This window comes from Glycomyces paridis (genome assembly GCF_004912155.1).
Classification (GTDB): Bacteria; Actinomycetota; Actinomycetes; order Mycobacteriales; family Micromonosporaceae; genus Glycomyces; species Glycomyces paridis.
This window is the reverse complement of the sequence record NZ_STGX01000020.1, coordinates 44710-69286: the sequence shown is the minus strand read 5'-3', so window position 1 is coordinate 69286 and position 24577 is coordinate 44710. Positions and strand designations below refer to the sequence as shown.

Annotated in this window: 24 protein-coding genes; 14 read left to right on the top strand and 10 right to left on the bottom strand. The window is 71.0% G+C overall.

The window, feature by feature from the left end:
• The first annotated feature begins 9 nt into the window (after positions 1 to 9).
• From E9998_RS22035 to E9998_RS22020, 4 genes are all read left to right on the top strand, one after another.
• On the top strand, positions 10 to 867 hold the full coding sequence (locus E9998_RS22035) for a hypothetical protein (RefSeq protein ID WP_136531856.1): 858 nt from the start codon (positions 10 to 12) through the stop codon (positions 865 to 867).
• 78 nt (positions 868 to 945) lie between these two features.
• Positions 946 to 2172 (top strand): methyltransferase, FxLD system, encoded by a 1227-nt coding sequence (gene fxlM / locus E9998_RS22030; protein WP_158299938.1) that lies wholly within the window; start codon positions 946 to 948, stop codon positions 2170 to 2172.
• A gap of 267 nt (positions 2173 to 2439) precedes the next feature.
• Positions 2440 to 4326, top strand: coding sequence for a CASTOR/POLLUX-related putative ion channel (locus E9998_RS22025; RefSeq protein ID WP_136531854.1), 1887 nt, complete (start codon positions 2440 to 2442; stop codon positions 4324 to 4326).
• A gap of 149 nt (positions 4327 to 4475) precedes the next feature.
• Positions 4476 to 6245: an ABC transporter ATP-binding protein gene (locus E9998_RS22020; RefSeq protein WP_204745595.1), complete on the top strand. Its 1770-nt coding sequence runs from the start codon at positions 4476 to 4478 to the stop codon at positions 6243 to 6245.
• Positions 6246 to 6294: 49 nt separating this feature from the next.
• Here the strand turns inward: E9998_RS22020 and E9998_RS22015 are convergent, their stop codons facing one another.
• On the bottom strand, positions 6295 to 7260 hold the full coding sequence (locus E9998_RS22015) for an aldo/keto reductase (protein ID WP_136531852.1): 966 nt from the start codon (positions 7258 to 7260) through the stop codon (positions 6295 to 6297).
• A 92-nt stretch (positions 7261 to 7352) separates the two neighbouring features.
• Here E9998_RS22015 and E9998_RS22010 point away from each other — a divergent pair, with 92 nt between their 5' ends.
• The 5 genes from E9998_RS22010 to E9998_RS21990 all read left to right on the top strand — a co-directional run bounded on the left by E9998_RS22010 (position 7353) and on the right by E9998_RS21990 (position 10294).
• Positions 7353 to 7925, top strand: coding sequence for a TetR family transcriptional regulator (locus tag E9998_RS22010; protein ID WP_136531851.1), 573 nt, complete (start codon positions 7353 to 7355; stop codon positions 7923 to 7925).
• A gap of 117 nt (positions 7926 to 8042) precedes the next feature.
• The gene (locus E9998_RS22005) at positions 8043 to 9086 is read left to right on the top strand and encodes a glycerophosphodiester phosphodiesterase family protein (protein WP_136531850.1); all 1044 of its coding nucleotides are present in this window, start codon (positions 8043 to 8045) and stop codon (positions 9084 to 9086) included.
• Positions 9087 to 9238: 152 nt separating this feature from the next.
• Positions 9239 to 9574 (top strand): glyoxalase superfamily protein, encoded by a 336-nt coding sequence (locus tag E9998_RS22000; protein WP_136531898.1) that lies wholly within the window; start codon positions 9239 to 9241, stop codon positions 9572 to 9574.
• 94 nt (positions 9575 to 9668) lie between these two features.
• Entirely contained in the window at positions 9669 to 9899 is a 231-nt protein-coding gene (locus E9998_RS21995) for a FitA-like ribbon-helix-helix domain-containing protein (protein ID WP_136531849.1), read from the top strand.
• Positions 9896 to 10294, top strand: coding sequence for a type II toxin-antitoxin system VapC family toxin (locus tag E9998_RS21990; RefSeq protein ID WP_136531848.1), 399 nt, complete (start codon positions 9896 to 9898; stop codon positions 10292 to 10294). Before E9998_RS21995 ends, E9998_RS21990 begins: the two co-directional genes overlap by 4 nt.
• 46 nt (positions 10295 to 10340) lie before the next feature.
• On the opposite strand, the gene E9998_RS21985 is transcribed toward E9998_RS21990, so the two are convergent.
• The 3 genes from E9998_RS21985 to mscL form a co-directional block, all read right to left on the bottom strand.
• Positions 10341 to 11147 carry a VOC family protein gene (locus tag E9998_RS21985; protein WP_136531847.1) on the bottom strand — a complete coding sequence of 269 codons (807 nt, stop codon included), beginning with the start codon at positions 11145 to 11147 and terminating at the stop codon, positions 10341 to 10343.
• A gap of 93 nt (positions 11148 to 11240) precedes the next feature.
• A complete protein-coding gene (locus E9998_RS25565) occupies positions 11241 to 12062 on the bottom strand; it encodes a VOC family protein (protein WP_158299937.1) in 822 nt (273 codons plus the stop codon).
• Between the two features lie 152 nt (positions 12063 to 12214).
• Positions 12215 to 12601 (bottom strand): large conductance mechanosensitive channel protein MscL, encoded by a 387-nt coding sequence (mscL, locus tag E9998_RS21975; RefSeq protein ID WP_136531846.1) that lies wholly within the window; start codon positions 12599 to 12601, stop codon positions 12215 to 12217.
• A 166-nt stretch (positions 12602 to 12767) separates the two neighbouring features.
• Between mscL and E9998_RS21970 the strand changes: the two genes are divergently transcribed.
• On the top strand, positions 12768 to 13610 hold the full coding sequence (locus E9998_RS21970; RefSeq protein WP_136531845.1) for an aldo/keto reductase: 843 nt from the start codon (positions 12768 to 12770) through the stop codon (positions 13608 to 13610).
• Positions 13611 to 13660: 50 nt separating this feature from the next.
• Here E9998_RS21970 and E9998_RS21965 read toward each other — a convergent pair whose 3' ends face one another.
• The 3 genes from E9998_RS21965 to E9998_RS21955 form a co-directional block, all read right to left on the bottom strand.
• Positions 13661 to 14293, bottom strand: coding sequence for a Uma2 family endonuclease (locus E9998_RS21965; protein WP_158299936.1), 633 nt, complete (start codon positions 14291 to 14293; stop codon positions 13661 to 13663).
• Positions 14294 to 14459: 166 nt separating this feature from the next.
• On the bottom strand, positions 14460 to 16811 hold the full coding sequence (locus tag E9998_RS21960) for a carbohydrate-binding protein (protein WP_136531843.1): 2352 nt from the start codon (positions 16809 to 16811) through the stop codon (positions 14460 to 14462).
• 51 nt (positions 16812 to 16862) lie between these two features.
• Positions 16863 to 17909, bottom strand: coding sequence for a LacI family DNA-binding transcriptional regulator (locus E9998_RS21955; RefSeq protein ID WP_136531842.1), 1047 nt, complete (start codon positions 17907 to 17909; stop codon positions 16863 to 16865).
• Positions 17910 to 18453: 544 nt separating this feature from the next.
• Between E9998_RS21955 and E9998_RS21950 the strand changes: the two genes are divergently transcribed.
• Both E9998_RS21950 and ffh read left to right on the top strand, forming a co-directional pair.
• Positions 18454 to 19749 carry an ammonium transporter gene (locus E9998_RS21950; RefSeq protein ID WP_136531841.1) on the top strand — a complete coding sequence of 432 codons (1296 nt, stop codon included), beginning with the start codon at positions 18454 to 18456 and terminating at the stop codon, positions 19747 to 19749.
• Between the two features lie 124 nt (positions 19750 to 19873).
• Positions 19874 to 21418 carry a signal recognition particle protein gene (ffh, locus tag E9998_RS21945; RefSeq protein ID WP_136531840.1) on the top strand — a complete coding sequence of 515 codons (1545 nt, stop codon included), beginning with the start codon at positions 19874 to 19876 and terminating at the stop codon, positions 21416 to 21418.
• Between the two features lie 17 nt (positions 21419 to 21435).
• On the opposite strand, the gene E9998_RS21940 is transcribed toward ffh, so the two are convergent.
• A complete protein-coding gene (locus E9998_RS21940) occupies positions 21436 to 21699 on the bottom strand; it encodes a hypothetical protein (RefSeq protein WP_136531839.1) in 264 nt (87 codons plus the stop codon).
• Positions 21700 to 21916: 217 nt separating this feature from the next.
• On the opposite strand from E9998_RS21940, the gene E9998_RS21935 reads away from it, so the two are divergent.
• Entirely contained in the window at positions 21917 to 23008 is a 1092-nt protein-coding gene (locus E9998_RS21935) for an amidohydrolase family protein (RefSeq protein ID WP_136531838.1), read from the top strand.
• A 111-nt stretch (positions 23009 to 23119) separates the two neighbouring features.
• A complete protein-coding gene (locus E9998_RS21930; protein ID WP_136531837.1) occupies positions 23120 to 23626 on the top strand; it encodes a DUF4190 domain-containing protein in 507 nt (168 codons plus the stop codon).
• Positions 23627 to 23690: 64 nt separating this feature from the next.
• On the opposite strand, the gene E9998_RS21925 is transcribed toward E9998_RS21930, so the two are convergent.
• Together E9998_RS21925 and E9998_RS21920 are read right to left on the bottom strand one after the other, a co-directional pair.
• Entirely contained in the window at positions 23691 to 24047 is a 357-nt protein-coding gene (locus E9998_RS21925; RefSeq protein WP_136531836.1) for a VOC family protein, read from the bottom strand.
• Between the two features lie 39 nt (positions 24048 to 24086).
• Positions 24087 to 24548 (bottom strand): twin-arginine translocase TatA/TatE family subunit, encoded by a 462-nt coding sequence (locus E9998_RS21920; RefSeq protein WP_158299935.1) that lies wholly within the window; start codon positions 24546 to 24548, stop codon positions 24087 to 24089.
• Positions 24549 to 24577 lie beyond the last annotated feature (29 nt).

Here is a 24577-nt window from a genome sequence, read left to right as displayed (position 1 = left end):
ACTTGACCGATGCACCGGCTCCGCATCGGCCTCCTCGCGGCGTTCCTGCTCGCCGCGGCCACCGCCGCGTTCGCAGGCCACCTCGCCGGGCCCGCCCCCGAGCGCGCCCCCGAGGCGGTCAGCCCTTCGGCCGCGCCCGACCTCACCGCCACCGCCGAGATCCGCCGCTCCTTCATGACCCCCGGCACCGTGACCGTCGCCGTCACCAACCACGGGGACGCCCCCGTCCAGATCCTCGGCGTCGAACTCCTCTCCGACTCCTTCGCGCCCTTGGGCCTCCAGACCGCCGACGCGACCGTGCCGCCCAGCGTCAACCCCCGCGACCTCCTCATCGACCTCGGCGCGGCCTCCTGCCCCGACGGCATCGACTCCACCACCGCCCCCGCCTCGGTCCGCCTCCTCGCCGCCACCGAGGACGGTGCGGCGCACGAGGTCACCGCCGACCTCCCGCACCCCAACGGCACCCTCGACCGCCTCCTGCGCGAAGCCTGCACCGCCGAAGCCGTCGCGAAGGCCGTCGACCTCTCCCTGGGGGACCTGCACGAGGCCGCCGACGGCACCCTCGAAGGCGTCCTCACCGCCGAGCCACTCGCGGGCGCCGACCTCGCCGTCACCGACGTGCGCGGCAGCGTCCTGTTCACCGTCGAGGCCACCGAGGGCCTGCCCGAGACCGGCGCGAGCGTGCCGCTCCGCTTCGACGCCTTCCGCTGCGAAGGCCACGCCGTCGGCGACGCCAAGCAGCCGTTCGCCTTCACCGTGTGGATCGCCGTCGACGGCGCCGAACCCGTCGCCGGCCCCATCGAGGTACCCGAGGCCCAGCGCGAGGCGCTCTGGGCCATGCTCGACGTGCGCTGCGGCCGCGGCTGAACCCGCCCCGCCCTCCCGGCGTTCCAAAGGTCGAAACTGGAGGAGGCGAACCTGGCACATCGGACGTACGCTTGGGCCGTGGGTGATCACGTCGACACTTCCGGTAACGAGGCGCATCAGTTGCGGACCCGGCTCATAGGGGGCCTGCGGACGAGCGGAGCCGTCCGGAGCGCGGCGGTCGAGGCCGCCATGCTCGCGGTGCCCCGCCACCGCTTCCTCCCCGAGGCCACGCTCCGCGCCGCCTACGCCGACGACGTGTACGTCACCAAGCGCGACCGGCACGGCGACGCCGTCAGCTCCGCCTCGCAGCCCTCCATCGTCGCCGAGATGCTCGAACAGCTCGACGTCCGCCCCGGCCACCGCGTCCTGGAGATCGGCGCGGGCACCGGCTACAACGCCGCCCTCCTCGACGCCCTCGTAGGACTCGAGGGCCAGGTCACCACTGTGGACATCGACGCCGACACCGTGCGCCGCGCCCGCACCGCACTCGACGACCTCGGCTGCCACCGCGTTCGCGTCGTCCAAGGCGACGGCGAACTCGGCCACCCCGACGGCGCGCCCTACGACCGCGTCATCGTCACCGTCGGCACCTGGGACCTCCCGCCCGCCTGGTGGGAGCAGCTCGCCGACGGCGGCCGCCTCGTCGCGCCCCTGAGCATCCGCGGCTGCGAGCACTCCGTGGCCTTCGCCTACGTCGACGGCGTCCTGCGCAGCCGCTCCATCGTCGGCTGCGGCTTCATGCCCATGCGCGGCCTCGGCAGCCACGAGGGCCAGGACGTCGAACTCTCCGAAGGACGCATCCTCACCTTCCACGCCGAAGGCGAAGTCGACGCCGAAGGCGTCCGCGGCGTCCTCGACGGCAGCGGCTCCACCGTCTGGACCACCGTGCGGCTCAAAGTGAACGAAGACGCCTCCCAGCTCTCCCTCTGGCTCGCCTGCGCCTTCGCAGGCTACGGGCGCATGAGCGCGCCCTTCGGCGACCACGGCCTCCAGCGCCTGCTCATGCGCTGGGCCAACCCCGCCGTGGTCGAGGACCGTGACTTCGCCTACGTCGTCTCAAGAAAGGTCGGCGAGGGCAACGAGATCGGCGTGCGCGGCCACGGGCCCAGCGGCGCCGCGCTGGCGGTGCGGGTCGCCGAGCAGGTCCGCGTGTGGGACCGGGTGTGCCGCGACGGCGTGAGCCTCCAGATCGCCGCCCACCGCGTCGACGCCGACCGCCCCGCGGCGCCGAAGGCCCGCTTCACGGTGCCCAAGCGCCACACCAGGCTCGCCATCCGCGTCGCCCCCGTGGCGGACACCCTCTAGGGGACCCGCCGCAGGACCCGCCGGAGGGGGACCGCCCAGTCGTTCTAGGGTGGACCGGGTCGCCTCCTGCGCGTCGCAGCCCCGCCCCTCGACGGCGCTGCCGAAGGCCGCCCGGACCCCCGGGTGACCCTCCGTCGCGGCGCCGCTCCGACCGGTCGCAGTGGACGCGATGCACTAACAATGGTCGACACCCCCGCACCCTCCCGGCCCCACTCGCCTCCGCCCCGAGTCGGCCGGTCCCCAGCCGATCCTCAGAAGGGACGTTCGATGTCCGAGCCCAGTTTCAAGCAGCGGGCGCGCTATTGGTTCGACAACACGATGTCGAAGGGCACGAAAGCGCTCATCGGCTGGCTCACCGTGATCACGCTCGCGCTCACCGCGATATGCGCGATCCTGGTGCTGCTCTTCGCGAGCGGCTCCAGTGGCGGGTCGGCCGGCCTCGGAACGGTCCTGTGGACCTCGTTCCTGCACGTCATGGACCCGGGCAACATCTCGGGGGACCAGGACAGCTTCCCCTACATGGTCATCATGTTCGCCACCACCATCGGCGGCATCGTGATCATCTCCTCACTGGTCGGTATTCTCACGACCGGTCTCGACGCGAAACTCGAAGACCTCCGAAAAGGCCGCTCGCTCGTCGTTGAGAAAGATCACACCGTCATTCTCGGATGGTCCGATCAGGTCTTCATCGTCATCTCGGAACTGGTGGAGGCCAATGAGAGCGAGAAGCGCGCGTGCATCGCCATTCTCGCCGACCGCGACAAGGTCGAAATGGAGGACGAGGTCCGCACGAAGATCCCCGACCTCAAGTCCACGCACGTCGTCTGCCGCACCGGCGACCCCGCCGACCCCGGCGACATCGCCATCGTCAACCCCGGCCAGGCCAAGAGCATCATCGTCCTCACCTCCGCCGAGGACGACCCCGACGCGCAGCTCGTCCGCAGCCTCCTGGCCGTCACCCAGGGCGGTGAGGCCGACCTCAACTGCCACGTGGTCGCCGCCGTCGCCGACGGCCGCAACCTCCCCGCCGCCCGCCTCGCAGGCGGGCGCGCCGCGCACGTCGTGGACGCCAACGACCTCATGGCCCGCCTCATGGTCCAGACCTGCCGACAGTCGGGCCTGTCGGTCGTCTACACCGACCTCCTCGACTTCGGCGGCGACGAGATCTACATGGTCGAGGAGCCCGGCCTGTTCGGGCGGCCCCTGAGCCAGGCCCTGCACTCCTACCGGACCTCCTCGTTCGTCGGCGTGCTCACGAAGGAGGGCCGCTGCATCGTCAACCCGCCCTCGAACGCGATCCTCCAGCCGGGGGACAAGCTCATCCTCATCGCCGCCGACGACTCGGCCATCCGCCTCGACGGCTCGCGCCCGGTGATCGACGAGAGCGCCATCGTCGCCCGCGCCGAGGCCGGGAACCGGGCCGAACGCACCCTCGTCCTCGGCTGGAACGCCCGCTCGCGCACCATCCTGGAGCAGCTCGACCAGTACGTCGCGCCCGGATCGGTCACCGACGTGGTCACCGACCACCCCGACGCCGCCGACGCCATCCGCCGGATCGGCCCCCAGATGCGCGTCCAGGGCCTCAACTTCAAAGAGGACGACACGACCGACCGGCGCCTGCTCGAATCGCTCAACCCCGGTGCGTACCACCACATCATCGCGCTGTGCTCCGACGACGTCGACCCGCAGCTGGCCGACTCCCGCACCCTCGTGACCCTGCTCCACCTGCGCGACATGGCCCAGCGCACCAGCACCCGCTTCAAGGTCGTCTCCGAGATGGCCGACGACCGCAACCGCACCCTCGCGCAGGTCACGCAGGCCGACGACTTCATCGTCAGCGACAAGCTCATCAGCCTGCTGCTCACCCAGACCGCCGAGAACCCGCACCTGTCCCAGGTGTTCGCGAGCCTGTTCAGCGCCGAGGGCTCCGAGATCTACCTCAAGCCCGCCGACCACTACGTGCGTCCGGGCACGCCGGTCAACTTCTACACCGTCGCCGAATCGGCCCGGCGCCGCGGCGAGACCGCGATCGGCTGGCGCCAGGTCGCCCAGGCCCAGCGGGCGCCCAGCTACGGCGTGCACCTCAACCCCGACAAACTGGAGCAGTTCATGGTCCAGCCCGACGACAAGATCATCGTCCTCGCCGAGGACTGAGGCGTCCCGGGCGCCGCCTGTGCCGGTCCTACGACCTACGGAGGAGGACCGGATGCGACCGCGGACCGACGCCGATGTCGTCCCCCGCGGGTAGCGTCGGAGCCGTCCGCGGCACCCAGCGGACGGCTTCGACGAGGAAACCGGAAACCATGACCGACACCACCACGGCGGCACCCGTCGCCGAAGCACCCGCGGCCAAGGCCCCGATCACCCGATTGTGGGCCTACGCCCGCCCCCACCTGCGCCTGCTGCTCATCGGCGGCGCCCTCTCCTTCGCCGGCGGCCTCGTCGGCCTCGTCCAGCCGCTCATCGCGATGGACGTCATCGACACCCTCTCCAACGACGAGTCCCTCACCCGGCCCCTGCTCTACCTCACGGCCGTCGTCATCGTCGGCGGCGCCCTCGCCGCCCTCGGCCCCTACCTCATGCAGATCGCCGGGCAGGACGTCGTCCTCACCGTCCGCAGGCAGCTCATCGGCCGCCTCGTGCGCCTCCAAGTGGCCGAGGTCGACCGGCTCAAGCCCGGCGACCTCGTCTCCCGGCTCACCTCCGACACGAACCTCCTGCGCACCGTCGCCAGCACCACCGTCATCGGCGGCGTCACCGACGCGTTCATGATCCTCGGCGGCATCGCCCTCATGGCCTGGCTCGACCTCGCCCTGTTCGGCACCACCATGGCCATGGTCGTCATGGTCACCGTGATGATGTTGTTCATCATGCCGCGCATCCAGAACGCCACGGTCGACTCGCAGAAGGCCCTCGGCGACATGGGCTCGCTCCTGGAGCGCATCTTCAGCGCCTTCCGCACCGTCAAGGCCTCCGGGGCCGAGGACCACGAGATCTCCCGGCTCGACGCGGCGGCCACCACCGCCCGCGACAAGGGCGTCAAGGCCTCCTTCTGGGAGGCCCTCGCGGGCGTCGCCGCGTTCATGCCGGTGAACATCGCCTTCCTGATGGTCCTGGGCGTCGGCGGCGCGCGCGTCGCCTCCGGCGCGATGGACGTCGGCACCCTCATCGGCTTCCTGCTGCTGCTGTTCTACCTGATGGGGCCCATCAGCGGCCTCGTCGCCTCGCTCTCGCAGCTCCAGACCGGCCTGGCCGCCATCCACCGCGTCGAAGAGGTCGCCAACCTCGACTCTGAAGAGCCGGTCGAGGCCGAGCGCATGACCGACCGCGACGGGCCCGCGCAGGTCGCCTTCGCCGACGTCACCTTCCGCTACGGCGACGACCTGCCCTTCGTGCACCACGGCGTCACCTTCGCCTCCAGCGGGCGCGGCCTGACCGCCCTGGTCGGCCCCTCCGGGGCCGGCAAGACCACCGTCTTCTCCCTCATCGAGCGGTTCTACCCGGCCACCACCGGCTCGGTGACCGTCGACGGCGTCGACGTCGCCGACTGGCCCCTGGAGGAGCTGCGCGGGCTCATCGGCTACGTCGAGCAGGACGCGCCGGTCCTCGACGGCTCGCTGCGCGAGAACCTCGTCATGGCCGCGCCCGACGCCGGCGACGGCGACATCGACGAGGTCGTCAAGGTCGCCCGCCTCACCGAACTGGTCGACAAGCTGCCCGACGGGCTCGACTCGCGGATCGGCTACCGCGGCACCACGCTCTCCGGCGGCGAGCGCCAGCGCGTCGCCATCGCCCGCGCGCTCCTGCGCAAGCCCCGCCTGCTGCTGCTCGACGAGGCCACCTCGCAGCTCGACGCGGCCAACGAGGCCGCGCTCAAGCAGGTCATGCTCGACGCCGCCGAGCGCACGAACGTGCTGGTCGTCGCCCACCGGCTCTCGACGGTCACCAGCGCCGACCAGATCGTCGTGTTCGACACCGGCGTGGTCCGCGCGGTCGGCACCCACGCCGAGCTGGTCGAGAACGACGAGCTGTACCGCGGCCTGGCCGCGTCCCAGCTGCTCACGGCCGCCTGAGGTCCCGGGTCGCGCGGCACCGCCGCGCGACCCGCCGTCGTCGCGGCCCTCAGCGCGCCCGGTCGGAGCGCTCCGTCAGGGCCGCGCTCTCGCGCTCGGTGAGCCGCAGGTCGCCTGCGGCGGCGAGTTCCGCCGCCTGTTCGGGCCGGGACGCGCCGGGGATGGCGACGACCGTGTCGCCGTAGCGTTCCAGCAGCCACGCGAGGGCGATCTGCGCGCGCGAGGCGCCGTGCGCGGCGGCGACCGCTCCGAGCTCGTCGACGAGCGGGCGGGTGCGTTCGAGCGTCCTCGTGCTGAACCCGCCGAGGACCCGCCGGATCGGCTGGACGCGCCCGAGGAGCTCGGGCTCGTCGTGGAACTTCCCGGTGAGCAGCCCCGACCGCATGGGCGAGAAGGCGATGAGCGTGACGCCGAGCCTCTTCGCCGTCTCCAGCACGCCGTCGCGCTCGGCGTTGCGGTGCAGCAGGTTGAGCTGGATCTGGTTGGAGGCCAGCGTGAGTCCCTTCGATTCGAGGATCGCGGCGGCGCGTGCCATCTGGGCGGCGCCGAACCCCGAGACGCCCACGGCGCCGACCTTGCCCTCCAGTTGCAGTGCGGCCATGGCCTTGACCTGCGATGCGATGGGGGACAGGGATCCCCAGGGCATGTGGATCTGGTGGAGGTCGATCGGGAAGCCCTGGAGCGCGTCGAGGCGGTCGCCGACGGTGGCCCCGATGCTGCGGGCGGTGCGGCCCAGCGGCGGCCACTTCGTGGCGACGGCGACGTCGCCGGGTCGCACGCCGAGGTCGCGGAGCGCGGTGGTGAGGGCGCGCTCGGAGTGCCCGCCGCCGTACATCTCGGCGGTGTCGAACCAGTTCACGCCGCCGTCGAGGGCGGTGCGGACGATGGCGGCGGCGGTGTCCTGCGCGGTGGGGGCGTAGAAGCGCCGGCTTGCTCCGGTGTTGCTGAACTGCATGCAGCCCAAGCCGATCGCTGTGAGTTCGCGGTCGGTGCGGCCGAGTCTGCGGGTGCGCATGGCGTCTCCCGTCGGGGTAGCGGCGATCGGATCGCCGTGAGACAATGATGTCTCATCATAATACATATTTGTCTCTAACGTAGGCTCCTGCCATGACCCGACAGACCGACGCCGACCGGCCGCTCGACCCGGTCTCCGAACGCCTCCTCGCCGCGGCCGCCCTCGTCTTCGCCGACCGACCCGCCGCCGGGCTCGCCGAGGTCGCCGCCGCCGCCGGCGTCGGCCGCGCCACCCTCTACCGTCACTTCCCCAACCGCGAGGCCCTCCTCGAAGGACTCGTCGCCGCCGCGGCAGCCGAGGTCGAGCGGCGGATCGCGGACGCCGACGCCGACGCCGTCGACCTGCGCGAGGGCCTTTCGCGCCTGTGCAGGGCCTTCATGACCGCCGGGTCCCGCTACGCCTTCCTCGCGAACCTCGGCGACGAGCCCCGGAAGTCCCCCGACCTCGAACGGCGCCTCGCCGAACCGATCCGCACCCTCCTCGAACGCGGCGTCGCCGCGGGCGAGATCCGCACCGACCTCCCCGTCGAACTGCTCTTCACGCTCTTCACCGGCCTCGTCACGCAGGCGCTGCGGCTCCTGGCCCGCGGCGGCATCGGCCCCGAGACCGCCAGCGCCGCGGTCGTGGCCGTGTTCCTGGACGGTGCACAGCACTCTCCGAAATAGACTGACCAGGCATTTCTTCAGCCACGTTTCAGACGCCGTTCAACCGAGGTCCCGCCCGAATACGGGCGGGACCGGTTTGCTGAGGGCACCCGTCCCCCCGACAGGAAGAGGACCTCCATGTCCCGCAAGGGCACCCTCCTGCGCGGCGCGGCCGTGCTCGCCGCCGCCGGCGCGCTGATCGGCCTCACCGCCTCCCCGGCGGCCGCCAAGCCCCACCACGACCGCCACGACGAGCCGCTCGTCATCGCCCACCGCGGCGCCAGCGGCTACCTCCCCGAGCACACCCTGGAGGCCTACGCCCTCGCCGTCGAGCTCGGCGCGGACGTGATCGAACCCGACCTCGTCCTCACCAAGGACGGCGAACTGCTCGCCCGGCACGAGCCGGTGCTCGACGAGACCACCGACGTGGCCTCCCACCCCGAGTTCGCCGACCGCCGCACCACCAAGCTCGTCGACGGCAGGCCCGTCACCGGCTTCTTCGCCGACGACTTCACCCTCGCCGAGCTCAAGACCCTCCGCGCCGAGGAGCGCCTGCCCGACCTGCGCCCCGCGAGCGCCGCGCACGACGGCGAGTTCCAGCTCGTCACGTACGACGAGGTCCTGGACTACGTGGACACCCTCGACGAGCGGGTGATCACCTACCCGGAGATGAAGCACCCGTCCTACTACGAGGACAAGGGCATGAGCATCGAGGACGCGCTCGCCGACCTGCTGGAGGAGCGCAAGCTCGACCGCAAGCGGTCGCCGGTGTGGGTGCAGTCCTTCGAGTACGAGAGCCTGCTCGACATCGCCGAGCGCGTGGACAACCGGATCGGCCTCAACATCGACGGCCAGGGCCCCATCTCCGACGCCGACCTCGACGAGTACGCCGACACCCTCGACACGGTGAGCCTCAACAAGAACCGCATCTTCCCGCGCGCAGCGGACGGCTCGATCTCGGAGCCGACCGACATCGTCGAGCGCGCCCACGACCGGGGCCTGGACGTGCACGTCTGGACCTTCCGCGCCGAGAACTCGTTCCTTCCCGCGAACCTGCGCGAGGGCGACGACCCCGCCGCGTGGGGCGACATCGAGGCCGAGTTCGAGCTGTTCTACGACCTCGGCGTCGACGCGGTCTTCAGCGACTTCCCGGACCTGGCGGTCGCCGCGCGCGACTGCTGACCGGGACGCGGACCCCCCAGGAGCCGCGACCGGAAGAAGAGGGGCCGCCCTGCCGCCGGGGCGGCCCCTCGCCGTTCCCTATCGCCTCTCGCAGGCCGCGCCGCCCACCGATTCTCGACCGCATGTCGGACCCCGCTGCCATGATCGGACCCATGGACGAACAGGCGATTCCCATCCTCCGCGTCTCCGACGCCACCGCGGCCCTGCCCTGGTACGAGCGGCTCGGCTTCCTCAAGCAGTGGGAGCACCGCTTCGAACCGGGCCTCCCGCTCTTCGTCGAGGTCGCCCGCGGCGAGGTGCGGCTCTTCCTCTCCGAACACCACGGCGACGCCCACCCCGACGGCGTCGTCTACCTGCGCCTCAACGACATCGACGCCATCGCCGCCGCCTTCGCCACCACCGCCGAGGACACCGAATGGGGCACCCGCGAACTCCAACTCCGCGACCCCGACGGCAACCGCCTCAGAATCGGCCGGCCCAACGCCTGAGCGATCGCCGCGACACGCGGAGGACTTGCTGATCCACCGTTTGACAATGCATGAAACGTATGCTCTACGCATGCTTGAGAGCTATCATGAAACCATGAAGAACATCCAGGTGAAGAACGTGTCCGACGAGGTCCACCGGGTGTGGAAGACCCGTGCGGCGGCAGAGGGCATGTCGATGCAGGAGTACCTCCATCGCAAGCTCACCCGCGAAGCACAGCAGCCCACGGTCGCCGAAGTCCTCGCGAGAGTCGAACACCGAGGCGGACCGAAACTCGACCACGACGAGATCGTGGCGATGATCCGCGAGGACCGAGACTCGCGGTGATCGTCGTCGATGCCTCAGTGCTCGCTCCGGCACTGGTGTCCTTCAGTGATTCCGACAGACGGCTCCGAGCCGCGCTCCAGGAACACGAGCTGGCGGCGCCAGGGCACGTCAACCTCGAAGTGATGTCGATCCTCCGCAAGTACTGCCGCCGGAAGGTCCTCACCGAGGAACGGGCCGCTCTGGCGTTCTTCGACCTCTGTGAGCTGGATCTTGAACGGGTGCCGACTGCCGCGTTCGAGCTCCGCATTTGGGAGCTCCGGCACAACTTCACCTCGTACGATGCGGCCTACGTCGCTCTGGCCGAGCGGTTCGCCGCGGAACTGTGGACGTTCGACCGGAAGCTCGCGGCGGCCCCTGGTGCGGATTGCGTCATCCGGGTTCCAGATTCCGACTAGCGCAGAGGCCCGCGACGCGTGTGCGTTGCGGGCCTCCGGGTTTCGGTCAGGTCCAGGGGCGTTGGGACATGATGCCGACCGTGGTGCCGCCGGGGGCGGCGACGCCGGCGACGCGGAGGCCGGGGACGTCCATGGGTTGGGCGGCGACGGCGCCGCCGAGTTCGGCGGAGCGTTCGCAGGTCTCGTCGGCGTCCTCGACGGCGACCATGACGCTCCACTGCGGCGGCAGGTTGAGCTCGAAACCCTCGGCGGCGTGGCAGCCGCCGAACTCGGGGCCGCCGCCGGCGGGGCTCAGGGCCGCGTACGGGCGGGGGTTGTCCTCGGCCTCCCAAGGGGGCGTGACCACCTGCCAGCCGAGCAGTTCCTCGTAGAAGCGCATCGCCTCGGCGGGGACCCCGTCGTGGTGGTACTCGGCCCACGAGACCGAGTTCGGCTCGCCGTACACGCCGAAGCCGGTCTCGGGGTCGAGGGCCTGGACCAGGCCGAAGGACGCGCCGTTCGGGTCGGTCAGCATCGCGAAGCGGAGCATGTCGCTCACGTCCTGCGGCTCCTCGACCAGGGCGGCGCCCAGGGCCGCCGCCCGTTCGGCCGCGTCGTCGCAGGACTCGACCTTGAACTGGAGGTTCCAGGTGCGCGAGGGCGACATGCCAGGCGGGCACGGCATGATGCCCATGACCGGGCGGCCGGGCGCCGGCGAGCCGTCGGCGACGCCGAAGGTCGTGTAGTGGCCCATCTCCTCGCCCGCGTCGGCCGACACCCACCCGAACAGCTGCTCGTAGTACCGGGTGTCGTCCTCGAGGGCCGAGGTCAGGGAGTCCGCCCAAATGGGCGCACCCAGCGGAATCGAGGTCATGGCGCACTCCTTCGTGCCTTCGGACAGGGCTGACTCGACAGGGCTAACCTGACCACCGTCGCACGCGACCGGCCGCCAGGAGGCGAAAACGGCTCACTCCCGGGAAGACATGACCGAGAAGTGCGCCCCCGACGGCGAGGCCAGGACCGCCATGCGCCCGCCCGGGTCGTCCACCGGCGCGACCGCCACCGAACCGCCCAGGTCGACCGCCTTCGCCGCCGTCAGGTCCACCGAATCGGTCCCGACGCAGGCCAGCCAGTGCGGCCGCAGGTCCAGTTCGGGGCCGAGCGCCATGCGCGCCCCGCCGAACTCCACCGAGCCGCCCGGCAGGACGCCCGCGTGGTGCGTCCACAGGCCCACGTAGGGCGCCTCGTGCGGAACCTCGTCGGCGCCCGGCACCTTCAGCGCCCAGTTCAGCAGCTCCGAGTAGAACTGCATCGCCTCGACCGGCGCGCCGTCGTAGACGTACTCGAACCACACCACCGCGCCCGGCTCGTCCCGCGCGGTGAAACCGACGTGGTCGTTCAAGGGCTCGAACAGGCCGAACGCGCCCCCGTCCGGGTCGCGCATCGCCGCGTACACGAGGTCGTCGCCGATGCGCATCGGATGCCCGACCACCGTGCCGCCCAGCTTCTCGGCCTCGGCCGCCGCCTGCACGCAGTCGTCCACGTGGAAGGACACGCCCCAGGCCGCGGGCCGGTCCGGCTCGCCGGGCGGGTTCGCGCCCAGACCGGCCACCGCGCGCGCCGTCGACACGGTCGTGCCCAGGCACAGCTCCGTGTAGTGCCCGAACTGCTCCCCGCTGTCGAAGCTCGTCCAGTTGAACAGCCGCGTGTAGAACTCCAGGTCCCCGCGCAGGTCCGGGGTGTTCGAATCGGCCCAGATCGGGGCGCCCAACGGTATCGACGTCGCCATGATCGGCTCCTCCACAACTCAGGTCGGAATGACGTCTCACCGTCCCACGAGGGTGCGACGCGCGCAAGCCGTCGCGCCCGAATACCCGCCCGGCCCGCACGGAAACGAGAGGGCCCGCCCGCGCACTGCGGACGGGCCCGGCGGACGACGGTTCAGACGCGGCGCTGCTCGCGCAGCAGGTCCCGGATCTCCTCCAGCAGCACGACCTGCTCCTCGCGCACCACCTCGGCCTCCTCCTCGGTCGACATGAACTTGTCCCGCAGCGTGTTCATCGGCAGCACGATCACGAAGTACACCGCCACGGCCGTCAGGAAGAACACCAGCATGCCGTTGATGAACGCGCCGTAGGGGAACTCCACGCCGTTGACGGTGAAGCTGCCGCCGACCTCGGCGCCGCCGGTGATCAACGTGATGAGCGGGTTGAGGAACGCCTCACCGAAGGACGCCACCAGCGCGGTCATCGCCGCACCCATGACCACCGCGACGGCCAGTTCGACCACATTGCCGCGCATCAAGAACTCTTTGAACCCTTTGATCATGGCAACGATCCTCCCATCCGCGCCCGGGCCCCCGAGCGCCGCGCGGCCCGGTGTCGCTGTGGCGGAGCCGATATCACCCGCACGGGAACAAGCCCGGACGCCGGGCGGTTGTAACCGGCGGCGGAACCACCGCCGTGGACCAGCACGCACTCTGAGAGGCGAACCCATGAGCGACATCGTGATCGGCGGCGACCTGAACGTCAACCGGCTCGGCTACGGCGCGATGCGCCTCTCCGGCGACCCGGGCATCTTCACCCCGCCGAAGGACCGCGCGGCCGCCGTCGCCGTCCTGCGCCGCGCCGTCGAACTCGGCGTCACCTTCATCGACACCGCCGACGCCTACGCCCTGGGGGACAACGAGTCCCTCATCGCCGAGGCCCTCCACCCCTACGCCGACGGCCTCGTGATCGCCACCAAGGGCGGCAACACGCGCCCCTCGCCGCACGAGTGGGTCGCCTTCGGCCAGCCCGCCTACATCCGCCAGCAGGTCGAACTGAGCCTGCGGCGACTGCGCACCGACACCGTCGACCTCTACCAGCTCCACCGACTCGACCCGAACCTGCCGATCGCCGACCAGATCGCCACCGTCGCCGACCTCCAGGCGCAGGGCAAGATCCGCCACATCGGGCTCTCCGAAGTCACCGTGGACCAGCTCAAGGAGGCCCAGGCCGTCGCCCCGATCGCGAGCGTCCAGAACCTCTACAACCTCGTCAACCGCCAGAGCGAGGCCGTCCTCGACTACACCGCCGAGCAGGGCATCGCGTTCATCCCGTGGTTCCCCATCGCCGCGGGCGAGCACGCCGGCCCCGACGGCCCGGTCGGCAAGATCGCCGCCGAGATCGGCGCCACCCCGGCCCAGACCGCGCTCGCCTGGCTCCTGCGCCGCTCCCCGAACATCCTCCCCATCCCGGGCACCAGCTCCATCGCCCACCTGGAGGAGAACTACGGCGCCCTGGACGTCGAGCTCACCGACGCCCAGGTCGAGGCCCTGAACGACCTCGCCGCCTGACCAGCACACGACAAGGGCCCGCGCCGCACGGCGCGGGCCTTTCGCCTGCCTCAGTCCTTGCGGGACTTCGGTACGAACCGACTGGTGTCGATCTCGACTCCGATCGGGTCGGGGAGCGTAATGGATCGGCCGAACCCGACCGTCTGGTGCTCGATGTAGGCGCCTTCGCCGTCCGGTTCGCTGTAGACCGTGACCGTGCCTTCATGGTCGTAGAGGTCGACGATGAGGTACAGCGGGATCCCTGCCAGAGCATAGCTTTTCAGCTTGTACTCGCGATCGCGCGTTCTTGTGGACGGGGAGGTGATTTCGCAGATGAGCAGGACCTCCTCGGCACTCTTCCGCCATTCGCCGCTGTCCATCGCCTCCTGCGGTATCACGATGAGGTCGGGTACCGCTTCTTCGTCGGTCGCGGGTAGAGAGATCGTTTGCGTGTTAGTGACCGACCAGTCCTCGGCCTCCGCCTTCGCCGCCAGTCGTGTCACAAGGGATCCGAAGATCCGATTGTGCTTGTCGATCGGTGTGGGCGACAAGATGATCTCTCCTCGCAACATCTCCGCGCGGTAGCCAGGTGGCGTCTCCAATTGTTCCCACGCTTCGCGCAAGGTCATGACAGCGCCGGTATCCAGTGAATACGGAAATTCTGTGGTCACCAAAGCGGTTCCCCTCTCGGCGAGGTCTACCATGTCGGCCTCCTTTCCCGGCTTCTCTTCGTACATGGACCGGGACGGCCGGGCTCCCACCAGTATGTGGCAAGTCGGGAACCCTCGCCACCGTCCCGTCCGTGTCCAACGATCGGGGGACGAGAAGGTGACGAGCACTCCTCGAACTGTCGGGAACAGGACAGGACGGTCAGGGGTTGAGCGGTGCTATGCGGAAGCGTTCGAAGTCGGCGGTGGGGGCGTCGGGGTTGTCGAGGACGATGGTGTTGGCGCCGTCGCGGAGGTCGACGATCACCGGGTAGGACCAGAAGTCGTTCCAGGTCCAGGTACCGCGCATGGGGTGGCGTCCGGCCTTGGCGCCGTTGACGGTGAGGTCGCAGTGAAGGGTCACGAGGTCGATGTTGTACTCGTGGGCCCGGCCGCGCTCGCCGTTGGCGTAGTGCACCAGGAGCGCGTGGGGGCCCGCCTGCGCCGGGACGGTGAGGGTCGCGGAGGCGCCGCGGCCGTTCCAGCCGATGACGTGGCCGCCGACGGCGAAGTCGTTGACGACCAGGCAGGAACCGCCCGAGCGCACCGCCTCGTGGGCGAGCACCTGGATCGGCGCGGGCCCCTCGGCGGGGGTCACGGTCAGGCGCTCGACGCCCTCGCGGCAGCGCAGGCGGTTGACGCCGCGGTGCAGGAACACCGGGCGGGCGAGGTCGACCGGGACGTGCTGGTTCTGCGGCCCGGCCAGGACGCCGGAGGCGGCGCCGTCGATCCGGTGGTAGCCGTCCTCGCGGGCGTAGAGGTCGAAGACGGTGCCGCCGCGGCGGGCCTGCGCGCCCTCGTAGACGGTGCGGTCGGGCCGGCGCTCGGTGAGCTCGATCTTGTCGAGGGTCGCCTCGCCGCTGGCGGTGCCGATCGCGCCGGACTTGGACAGGCGCAGCGTGTTCGCCCCGGCGTCGAGGCGCACCGGCTCGGTGGCGATCGAGCGGTGCTGCCAGTTCATCGTGGTCGGGTAGCGCACGAACCGCTCGGCGCCGTTGACGGTGAGCACCTGCTCGGCGGGCTGCGGCTCGATGGGCTCGTGTCCGCGCCCGTACATGTGGGCGTAGAAGATCGCCAGGTCGTAGTCGCCGGAGCGGGGGACCACCACGGTGAACTCGACGGCCGAGTCGTTGGTGTTGAGCTCGCCGACGTCGTACTCGCCTGAGGCGGCGAAGCCGTTGCCGTCGGCGGTGCGGCCCTGGCGGTTGACCGTCCCGGAGGTGATGTGTGCGCCCTCGGCCTCCCAGCGGCCCTTCCACGGCGGTGGCGCGATCGGCGCGGCCCGGCCGGGTGCGATCGCGACCCAGTACGCGGCCATCGGGTCCGGGGACTCGACCGGGATCTCCAGGAGCGAGGGGTGGCCGGTGACCTGCGCGATCGGGATGGGCGGGCCCGCGGCGCCCTCGTAGCCGGACCAGTCGATGCGGTGGAGGACGGCCGTGGCCGTCTCGCCCCAGACCGCGGGGTCGAGCCCGGCGGCGGCGATGGTGAAGTCCGCTCCGGTGCCGCCGACGAGGATCTGCGCGTCGGTCCCGTCGAGGGTGGCGAGGCCTTGCAGGGCGTCGTCGCCGTCGGGCGCGGGGGCGTGGACGCGGACCGTGGCGCCGGTCATGCCCGAGTAGGCCTTGAGGAACCACCAGGCGCCGCCGGGGACGTTCGGCTGCGGCGCGGCCCCGGAGTAGCTGCCCGCGGCGGTCCAGTACGCCATGTCGGCGTGGACGCCGGTCTCCTCGAAGGCCGCGGCCCACTGGACGAGGCGCCCGGGCACCGACAGGTCCCGGTTGCCGCCGTACTCGTCGATGTTGACCGGCAGCGGGTCGATCCCGAGGGACCGTTCGAGCGCGCGGTAGTCGCGGTGGTGACCGCGGTGCCCGGCGAGCGCGTCGGGGGCCAGTTCGTGCCAGGCCATCCACTCCGGGAGCGTGGCGGTGTCGCGGGCGCGCCTGAGGAAGTGCGGCAGGAACTCCGGGTGGTAGCGCGACTCGTTGGGCCCGGCGAGCGGGACGCCGGGGGCGAGGGCGCGCAGCAGCTGGACGGTGGTGATCCAGTCGGCCAGGAACCGGTCGAAGGCGGCCGGGTCGTTCTCGCCGAGGGCGTACCAGATGCAGTCGGGCTCGTTGAACGGCACGAGGACGAGCCGCCCGGCGTTGGCCTCGGTGAGCATCGGCGGGACGACCGCGAACAGCCGCTCGTGGTAGACGTCGATGCCCACGTCCTCGTAGGGCCAGGCGGCGAACAGGTCCTGGAGGTACACGAAGGCCAGGCCCGAGCCGTTGCGGCGCAGGGCGGCGACGGCCGCGGAGGCGTCGCCGCCGGGGTGCTGCGCACCGCCGTCGGGCTTCACCGCGAGGGTGGTGATGTCGAGGGCGTCGAGCAGTTCGTCACCGGGCACGCCGTCCTCGGAGACGCCGTACAGCGAGCCGGCCGCGCCGTGGAGGATCGGGCCTGCGGGCGCGGAGAAGTCCACGCCGATCCGGGCCGGGCCGGCCGCGGAGGGGTCGAAGTCGAGGGGCATGGCGGGGCCTTTCGGGGACGGCGCCTTTCGAGGGGCGGGGCCTTCCGTGGGTCAGGTGCGGGCGCCGGGCGGGCCGGAGGTCTCGCGGACGATGAGTTCGGGCTCGGGCCAGCCGGGCTTGGGGCGGGGGATGGACCCGTCGACGCGGTGGCGCAGCAGCTCGAAGGCGCCGCGCCCGACGCTCTCGAAGTCCTGGTTGACCGTGGTCAGCGCGGGGGTGGTGAACGCCGAGAACGGGGTGTTGTCGAAGCCGATGATCGACAGGTCGCCGGGGACCGAGCGGCCGGCCAGGTGGGCGGCGCGCAGCGTGGCGAGGGCGAGGTGGTCGTTGCCGCAGAGGATCGCGGTCACGTCGGGGTCGGCCACGAGCGGCTGCACGGCCTTGAACGCCTCGGCGATGGTCCACCCGGAGGGCACGAGGTTCGGGACCTCGCGCCCGGCTTCGCGCAGGACGCGGGCCCAGCCGTCGGCGCGGTGCGCGCGGCCGCCGCCGAAGGTGCCCGTCGAGGTGGGGATGGCGACGTGGTGGACGGTGTCGTGGCCGAGGTCGAGGAGGTACCGGGTGGCCTCGGCGGCGGCCTTGCCGTCGTCCATGCCCACCAGCCACGGGGAGGCGGCGAGCTCCTCGGCGGTGTAGGAGCCGATGGCGACCATCGCGTGCGGCTGCGTGTCCAGGAGCGTCTGCTTGGCCCTCATGCCGGGCTCGTCGTGGGCCATGATGATCGTCGGCTCGCCGGCGCGGGGGAGGCGGGCGATGATGTCGGCGTCGGAGTGCGTCTCGGCGGGGTCGAGGACGGAGATCTGGACGCTCCAGTCGAGGGAGCGCGCGGCCCGCTCGATGCCGCGCAGCGCCGCCTCGGCCCCGTAGAGGGAGGTGTCGGCGGTGAGGACGGTGACCGACTCGGCGGCCCCGCCGGCGAGGCTGCGGGCCAGCCGGTTGGGCCGGTAGCCCAGTTCGGCGATGGCGTCGAGGACCTTGTCCCTGGTCGCCGCGGCCACGCGGGGCGATCCGTTCACCACCCGGGAGACGGTCTGGTGGGAGACCCCGGCCAGCCGCGCCACGTCCCAGATACTGGCTGCCTTCTTCGGTTGCGCCATCGCAGTCGGTCTCTTTTCATGCATGTGCTTCTCGGCTCGCGGGCTTCGCCGCGGCCGCTTTTCGCGGGCCGTTCCCAGGACCAGTGTGGCCGCGGTCCCGTACGACGATACGCCGAGTGATGTGAGCGATAACTTTCAACGACTTCCACCCACATTAGAGCACAGTTCCGTAACAGCACGGTCATGGCGACATAACGGTCCAGCGGACCGTCCCAAATAGCGCAAATGCCACAACCGCACCAGGAGTGCCAGTGGTGGGGGTCATAGCGGCCGCTGTGAGCCGGAGTTCACACGCTCGAAATCTTTCGCGACAGCTTCTTAACACGCAGGCCCGGGTCGCGTAACACGTCTTCGTGAAGCTGGCTTCACTCCGGTAGGTAGGAGAATCACGCGCCGACCGCTTCCCGCCGGCAACGGCGGGCGACACGGGCCGCAAGGCCCGCGGTCGGCGCGTGACACCTCACCGAGCAGCGACGCTCCCCTCGACGCCGGACCCAAGACCCAGCCCTTCGCCCTTACCTATCTCTGGAGAGAGGAGGCGGCCATGCCCGAGCTCGACACCGGCAACAATGCCTGGATCCTGACCTCAGCCGCCCTGGTCCTGCTCATGACCCCCGGTCTCGCCCTGTTCTACGGGGGCCTGACCCGGGCCAAGAGCGTCATCAACATGATGATGAAGTGCCTCGTCGCCATCGGCATCGTCTCGATCGTCTGGACCCTCGTCGGAGAGTCGATCGCCGTCGGCTCCGGCGACGGCAACCCGATCTTCAGCATGGACGTCAGCTCCGCCTTCGGCCTGCGCTACGTCACCGAGCTCGGCACCGTCGACGGCGGCGTCTCCGCCGGCGCCATGTCCGCCTTCGGCATGATGTTCGCCATCATCACCGTCGCCCTCATCGCCGGCGCCGTCGCCGACCGCATGAAGTTCAGCGCCTGGGTCGTCTTCGCCACCGCGTGGGTCGTCCTCGTCTACGCCCCCGTCGCCTACTGGGTGTGGGGCGGCGGCTGGATCGAGGAGCTCGGCGTCCTCGACTTCGCCGGCGGCACCGCGGTCCACGCCAACGCCGGAGCCGCGGCCCTCGGCCTCGCGCTGGTCGTCGGCCGCCGCATCGGCTGGAAGGACGGCAACTTCGCCCCGCACAACCTGCCCCTGGTCGTGATCGGCGCCGGCCTGCTGTGGTTCGGCTGGTTCGGCTTCAACGCCGGCTCCGCCTTCGTCTCCGACGCCATCGCCGGTCTCGCCCTGCTCAACACGCAGGTCGCCACCGCCGCCGCGATCCTCGCCTGGCTCCTCATCGACCGCATCCGCGGCATCAAGCCCTCGGTGCTCGGCGCCTGCTCCGGCGTCATCGCCGGCCTCGTCGCCATCACCCCGGCCGCCGGTCTGGTCACCCCCATCGGGGCGATCTTCATCGGCCTCGTCGCCGGCCTCATCTGCCCCCTCGCCATCGGCCTCAAGCACAAGCTCGGCTACGACGACTCGCTCGACGTGGTCGGCCTGCACATGGTCGCCGGCATCTGGGGCTCCATCGCGGTCGGCCTGTTCGCCTTCGGCGACGTCACCGGCGGCACCTCCGGCGTCTTCTACGGCGGGGACTTCAGCTTCCTGCTCAACCAGACCATCGCCGTGGTCGCCGTGGTCGCCTACTCCTTCGTCGTCGCCCTCGTCATCGGCCTGATCCTCAAGTTCACCATGGGCGTGCGGATCAGCGAGGAAGAGGAACTCGCCGGCATCGACGCCGCCCAGCACGGCGAGGCCGGCTACGACCTGCCCGTCAACGGCAACATCGGCGTCGACGCCCCCGTCGTCGCCGGGGAGTCCGAGAAGGTCAACGCCTAGCACCGGCTTCACGTCACCGCTGAGGACGGCCGCCCCGCCACGGGGCGGCCGTCCTGTTCTCGCGCCCCCCGGGGCGCCCCGTTAAGCTCGTAGGAGTCCAGCCAACCCACCGAGAGGTCCGCCCGTGTTCGACGCATTGTCAGATCGACTGTCGGGAATCTTCGAGTCGATCCGCGGCAAAGGCCGCCTGACCGATGCCGACATCGACGCCACCGCCCGCGAGATCCGCCTCGCCCTGCTCGAAGCGGACGTCGCGCTCCCGGTGGTCAAGACCTTCATCTTCCAGATCAAGGAGCGCTGCAAGGGCGCCGAGGTCTCCAAGGCCCTCAACCCCGCCCAGCAGATCGTCAAGGTCGTCAACGAGGAGCTCGTCGGCATCCTCGGCGGCGAGACCCGGCGCCTCAACTACGCCAAGCAGGCCCCCACGGTCATCATGCTCGCCGGCCTCCAGGGCGCGGGCAAGACCACCCTCGCCGGGAAGCTCGCCAAGTGGCTCAAGGGCGACGGGCACTCCCCGCTCCTGGTCGCCGCCGACCTCCAGCGGCCCAACGCCGTCGGCCAGCTCCAGGTCCTCGCCGGACGCGCCGGCGTCGCCGTCTACGCGCCCCAGCCCGGCTCCGGCGTCGGCGACCCCGTCAAGGTCGCCACCGACTCCATCGACGAGGCCCGCCAGAAGGGCCACGACGTCGTCATCGTCGACACCGCCGGCCGCCTCGGCATCGACGAGGAGATGATGGCGCAGGCCCGCGACATCCGCGCCGCCGTCAACCCCGACGAGGTCCTCTTCGTCATCGACGCCATGGTCGGCCAGGACGCCGTCAACACCGCCGAGGCCTTCCGCGACGGCGTCGGCATCACCGGCGTGGTCCTCTCCAAGCTCGACGGCGACGCCCGCGGCGGCGCCGCGCTCTCGGTCCGCCACGTCACCGGGCAGCCGATCCTCTTCGCGTCCACCGGCGAGAAGCTGGAGGACTTCGACGTCTTCCACCCCGACCGGATGGCCTCGCGCATCCTCGGCATGGGCGACATGCTCACCCTCATCGAGCAGGCCGAGGCCGTGTTCGACGACGGGCAGAAGGAGGAGATGACCCAGAAGCTCCTCCAGGGCGAGGACTTCACCCTCGAGGACTTCCTGGAGCAGATGCAGGCCATCCGCAAGATGGGCCCCATCGGCAACATCCTCAAGATGATGCCGGGCATGGGCGGCCAGATGCGCCAACAGATCGACTCGATCGACGACAAGCAGATCGACCGCACCACCGCCATCATCCGCTCGATGACCCCCACCGAGCGCCGCGACTCCTCGCTCATCAACGGCTCGCGCCGCCTGCGCATCGCCAACGGCTCCGGCGTCACCGTCTCCGAGGTCAACCAGCTCCTGACCAAGTTCAAGGACGCCCAGAAGATGATGCGCCAGATGTCGGGCGCGATGGGCCTGCCCACCGGCACCAAGGCCACCAAGTCGCCCTACAACAAGCGCAAGGGCAAGAAGGCCAAGAAGAAGCCCGTGGTCCGCCGCGGCGGACCCGGCGCCGGCGCGTCGGCGAAGCCCCAGCTCCCCGCTGGCCTCCCCGGCCAGATGCCCGACCTCTCGCAGTTCAACCCGGCCGACCTGCCCGACATCGACTTCGACCAGTTCCTCAAGGACCAGAAGAAGCGCGACAAGTAACCGCGGCTCGCCTCGGATCAGGGGCGGCCCTCATCGGGGTCGCCCTCCTCCATCTCGTGCAGATCCCACACGAGGAGGCCCTCTGTCGCACCCGGGAACCAGACGGTGACGATGAGCGGCAGGACTCCGAGCGGGGTGTACCGCGGCGGAGCCACGCCGAGCGAGACCGCGTACTCGGCGAGCCGCCGCGAGTCGACGTACGTGTCACTCTTCGCATGGACCAGAGCGAGCGCCTCGGCCTCGCCGGTCACCGGGAAGTACTCGACCCCGTCCACTTCCACTCGCCTCGCCCCTCCGTCCGCCCGCATCGCCTCCCGACGATAGCCGGGTGATCCCGCCCACGAGCGTGCACGGGCAAGCGCGATCTTGTCGGGCCGGGCGAGCATGGTGGGGAGCTACCTTGTTCTCCCACCCTGGGTGGGGGGTCCCCTCCGCGCCTCGCGCCGGTCCGCGTGCCGCTCTGGACTTCCCGGCGGTGCCGGGCGATACTGCGAGGCGATGACACCGCAACCGCACCAGCCGCTTCACCTTCGCGTCGTCTGGCTTCCCGACGACACAGTGCGCGACCTCTACATCGACGGCGACCGCCTCGGCTTCGAGCCCGTGCCCGGCGCGCGCACCGTCGCCACCTCCGGGTACGCCCTGCCGGGCCTGGTCGACGCGCACTGCCACATCGGCATCCGCCGGGGCGCCGCGCCCATCGAGAGCGTCGAGGAGGCGCGCGCCCTCGCGCGCACCGACCGCGACGCGGGGGTGCTCGCCATCCGCGACGCCGGGTCGCCCTACCCGTATCCCGAACTCGTCGGCGAGGACGGCGTCCCGCGCCTCGTCCGCGCCGGGCACCACGTCGCCGCCTCCAGGCGCTACCTGCGCGGCATCGGCCTCGAATGCGAACCCGAGGAGGTCGCGGGCGCGCTGGCGCGGCAGGCGAAGCTCGGGGACGGCTGGGTGAAGCTCGTGGGGGACTGGATCGACCGCTCGCGCGGCGACCTCGCGCCCTCCTTCGAGCCCGAGGTGCTCGCCGGGGCGATCCGCGCCGCGCAGGCCGAGGGCGCGAAGGTCGCCGTCCACACCTTCTCCGAGGAGGCCGCGGCCTGCGTCGTGGAGGCGGGGGCCGACTCGATCGAGCACGGCACCGGGCTCGACCCGGACCTGCTCGACCGCATGGCCGCGCGCGGGATCGCGCTGGTGCCCACCATGATCAACATCGAGACCTTCGAGGACATCGCCGCGGGAGCCGACGCGAAGTTCCCCCGCTACGCCGACCACATGCGCCGCCTCAAGGCCGGCTTTCCCGGGGTCGTGCGCTCGGCCTGGGAGGCGGGCGTGCCGGTCTACCTCGGCACCGACGCGGGCGGCGGGATCGACCACGGCCTGGCCGCCGAGGAGATGCTGCTGCTGCACGAGAAGGCGGGCCTCCCGGTCGCCGACGTGCTCGCGGCCTCGTCTTGGCGCGCCCGCGAATGGCTCGGCCTCCCGGCCGATCTGGGGGACGTGGTCGTGTACGACCGCGATCCGCGCGCCGACCTCGCCGCGGTCCGCGAACCGGCACTGATCGTGCTCAGAGGACGGGTCCAGACCCGCGGCTGAGCGCCTTCCCGAACCGTGAATCGCGAACCGGCCTCGTCACCGTCCGCTGGCGCGAGTCGGCTATCGTGAACCTCCCCACGCCGTTTCCGCCCGAGCAGAGAGCAAGCAGCGATGACTTATCCTCCGAACCCGGACCCGTCCGGCCAGGGCGGCTTCCAGTACGACCCGTACGGCAGCCAGCCCGGTTCCCAGCCGCAGCAGCCCGGCTACAGCCCGCAACCGCAGCAGCCCGGCTACGGCCAGCCCTCGCAGCCGCAGCCCTACGGCGCGGCACCGCAGCTGCCGCCCCCCGCGCCCGGCTACCCGCCGCCGTACGGCGCCGCCCCGGGCCCCTACGGCCCGCAGCTGCCCAAGGGCCTGTCGGTGGCCTCGATGGTGCTCGGCATCATCGCCGTGGCGCTCTTCTGCGTCCCCTTCGTCAACTTCGTCTGCGGCATCCTCGCCGCGGTCATGGGCGGCGTGGCCATCAAGAAGGTCAACGCGGGCCAGGCCGGCGGCAAGGGCATGGCGATCACCGGCCTCGTCCTGGGCATCATCGAGCTCGCCTGGGCTTCGCTGTGGATCATCCTGTACCTCAGCGGCGCGGCGACGATCGGCATGGCCGGCTCGGGCATGTAGCCCGCGTTCCATCGCACGGTTTCGAGGCGGCGCGGACTCCGGTCCGCGCCGCTTTCGCGTGCGCTCAGAACTGCACGAGGCAGAACGGGTGGCCCGCGGGGTCGGCGTACACGCGGAAGGTCTCGCCGCCGCCGTCGAGGCGCCGCGCGCCGAGCGCGAGCACCGCGGTCTCGGCGGTGTCGAGGTCGTCCACGCGCACGTCGAAGTGCATCTGCTGCGGGACCTCGGAGGAGGGCCAGGTGGGCGGGCGGTAGTCCGCGATCTGCTCGAAGGCCACGCCGGGCCGGTCGGGGGCGTCGCCGATGACGATCCAGTCGCCCTCGTCCTGCACCCGGACCATTCCCAGCAGCTCCTGGTAGAACTCGGCGAGCGCCGAGGCGTCAGGGCAGTTGACGATGAGGCCGTGCCATTTTCCGATCATCGGGCCAGTGTCGCAGGGCCCTGCGACAGGTGTCCCCGATCAGGTGACGTCGTCGAAGTCGGCGGCGCGGCCGCGGGTGCGCTCGGCGGGGGCCGCCGCGTCCTCGGCGGCGGGCACAGCCGAGCCGTTCGTCCCGCGTGTGATGGAGCCGCGGTTGACGCTGCGGCGCGTGGTCTCGACGTCGCGGGTGGCGTCGGTGAGGCCCTGCTGGAGCGGCTTGGTGCCGTCCTGGAGGTCGCGCATCGTCGACTTGAGCGGGTTGGTCAGCATCTCCTGGTCCTCTTCGGTCAGGATGTGCTTGCGGACGAACGTCTTGGGGTTGAGGTCCTCGGGCCGGATGTCGGTGCCGATCTCGCGACTGAGGTCCGCGGCGGCGTTCGAGGCCATGTTCCTGGCCTTGGAGATGAACCGGCGCAGGTTCGCGAGGGCCTTGGGCAGCTTGTCGGGACCCCACAGGAAGATCGCGATGAGGATGATGACCAGGAACTCTGTTCCGCCCAAGCCTCCGAACACGCTGACCCTCCGATGAC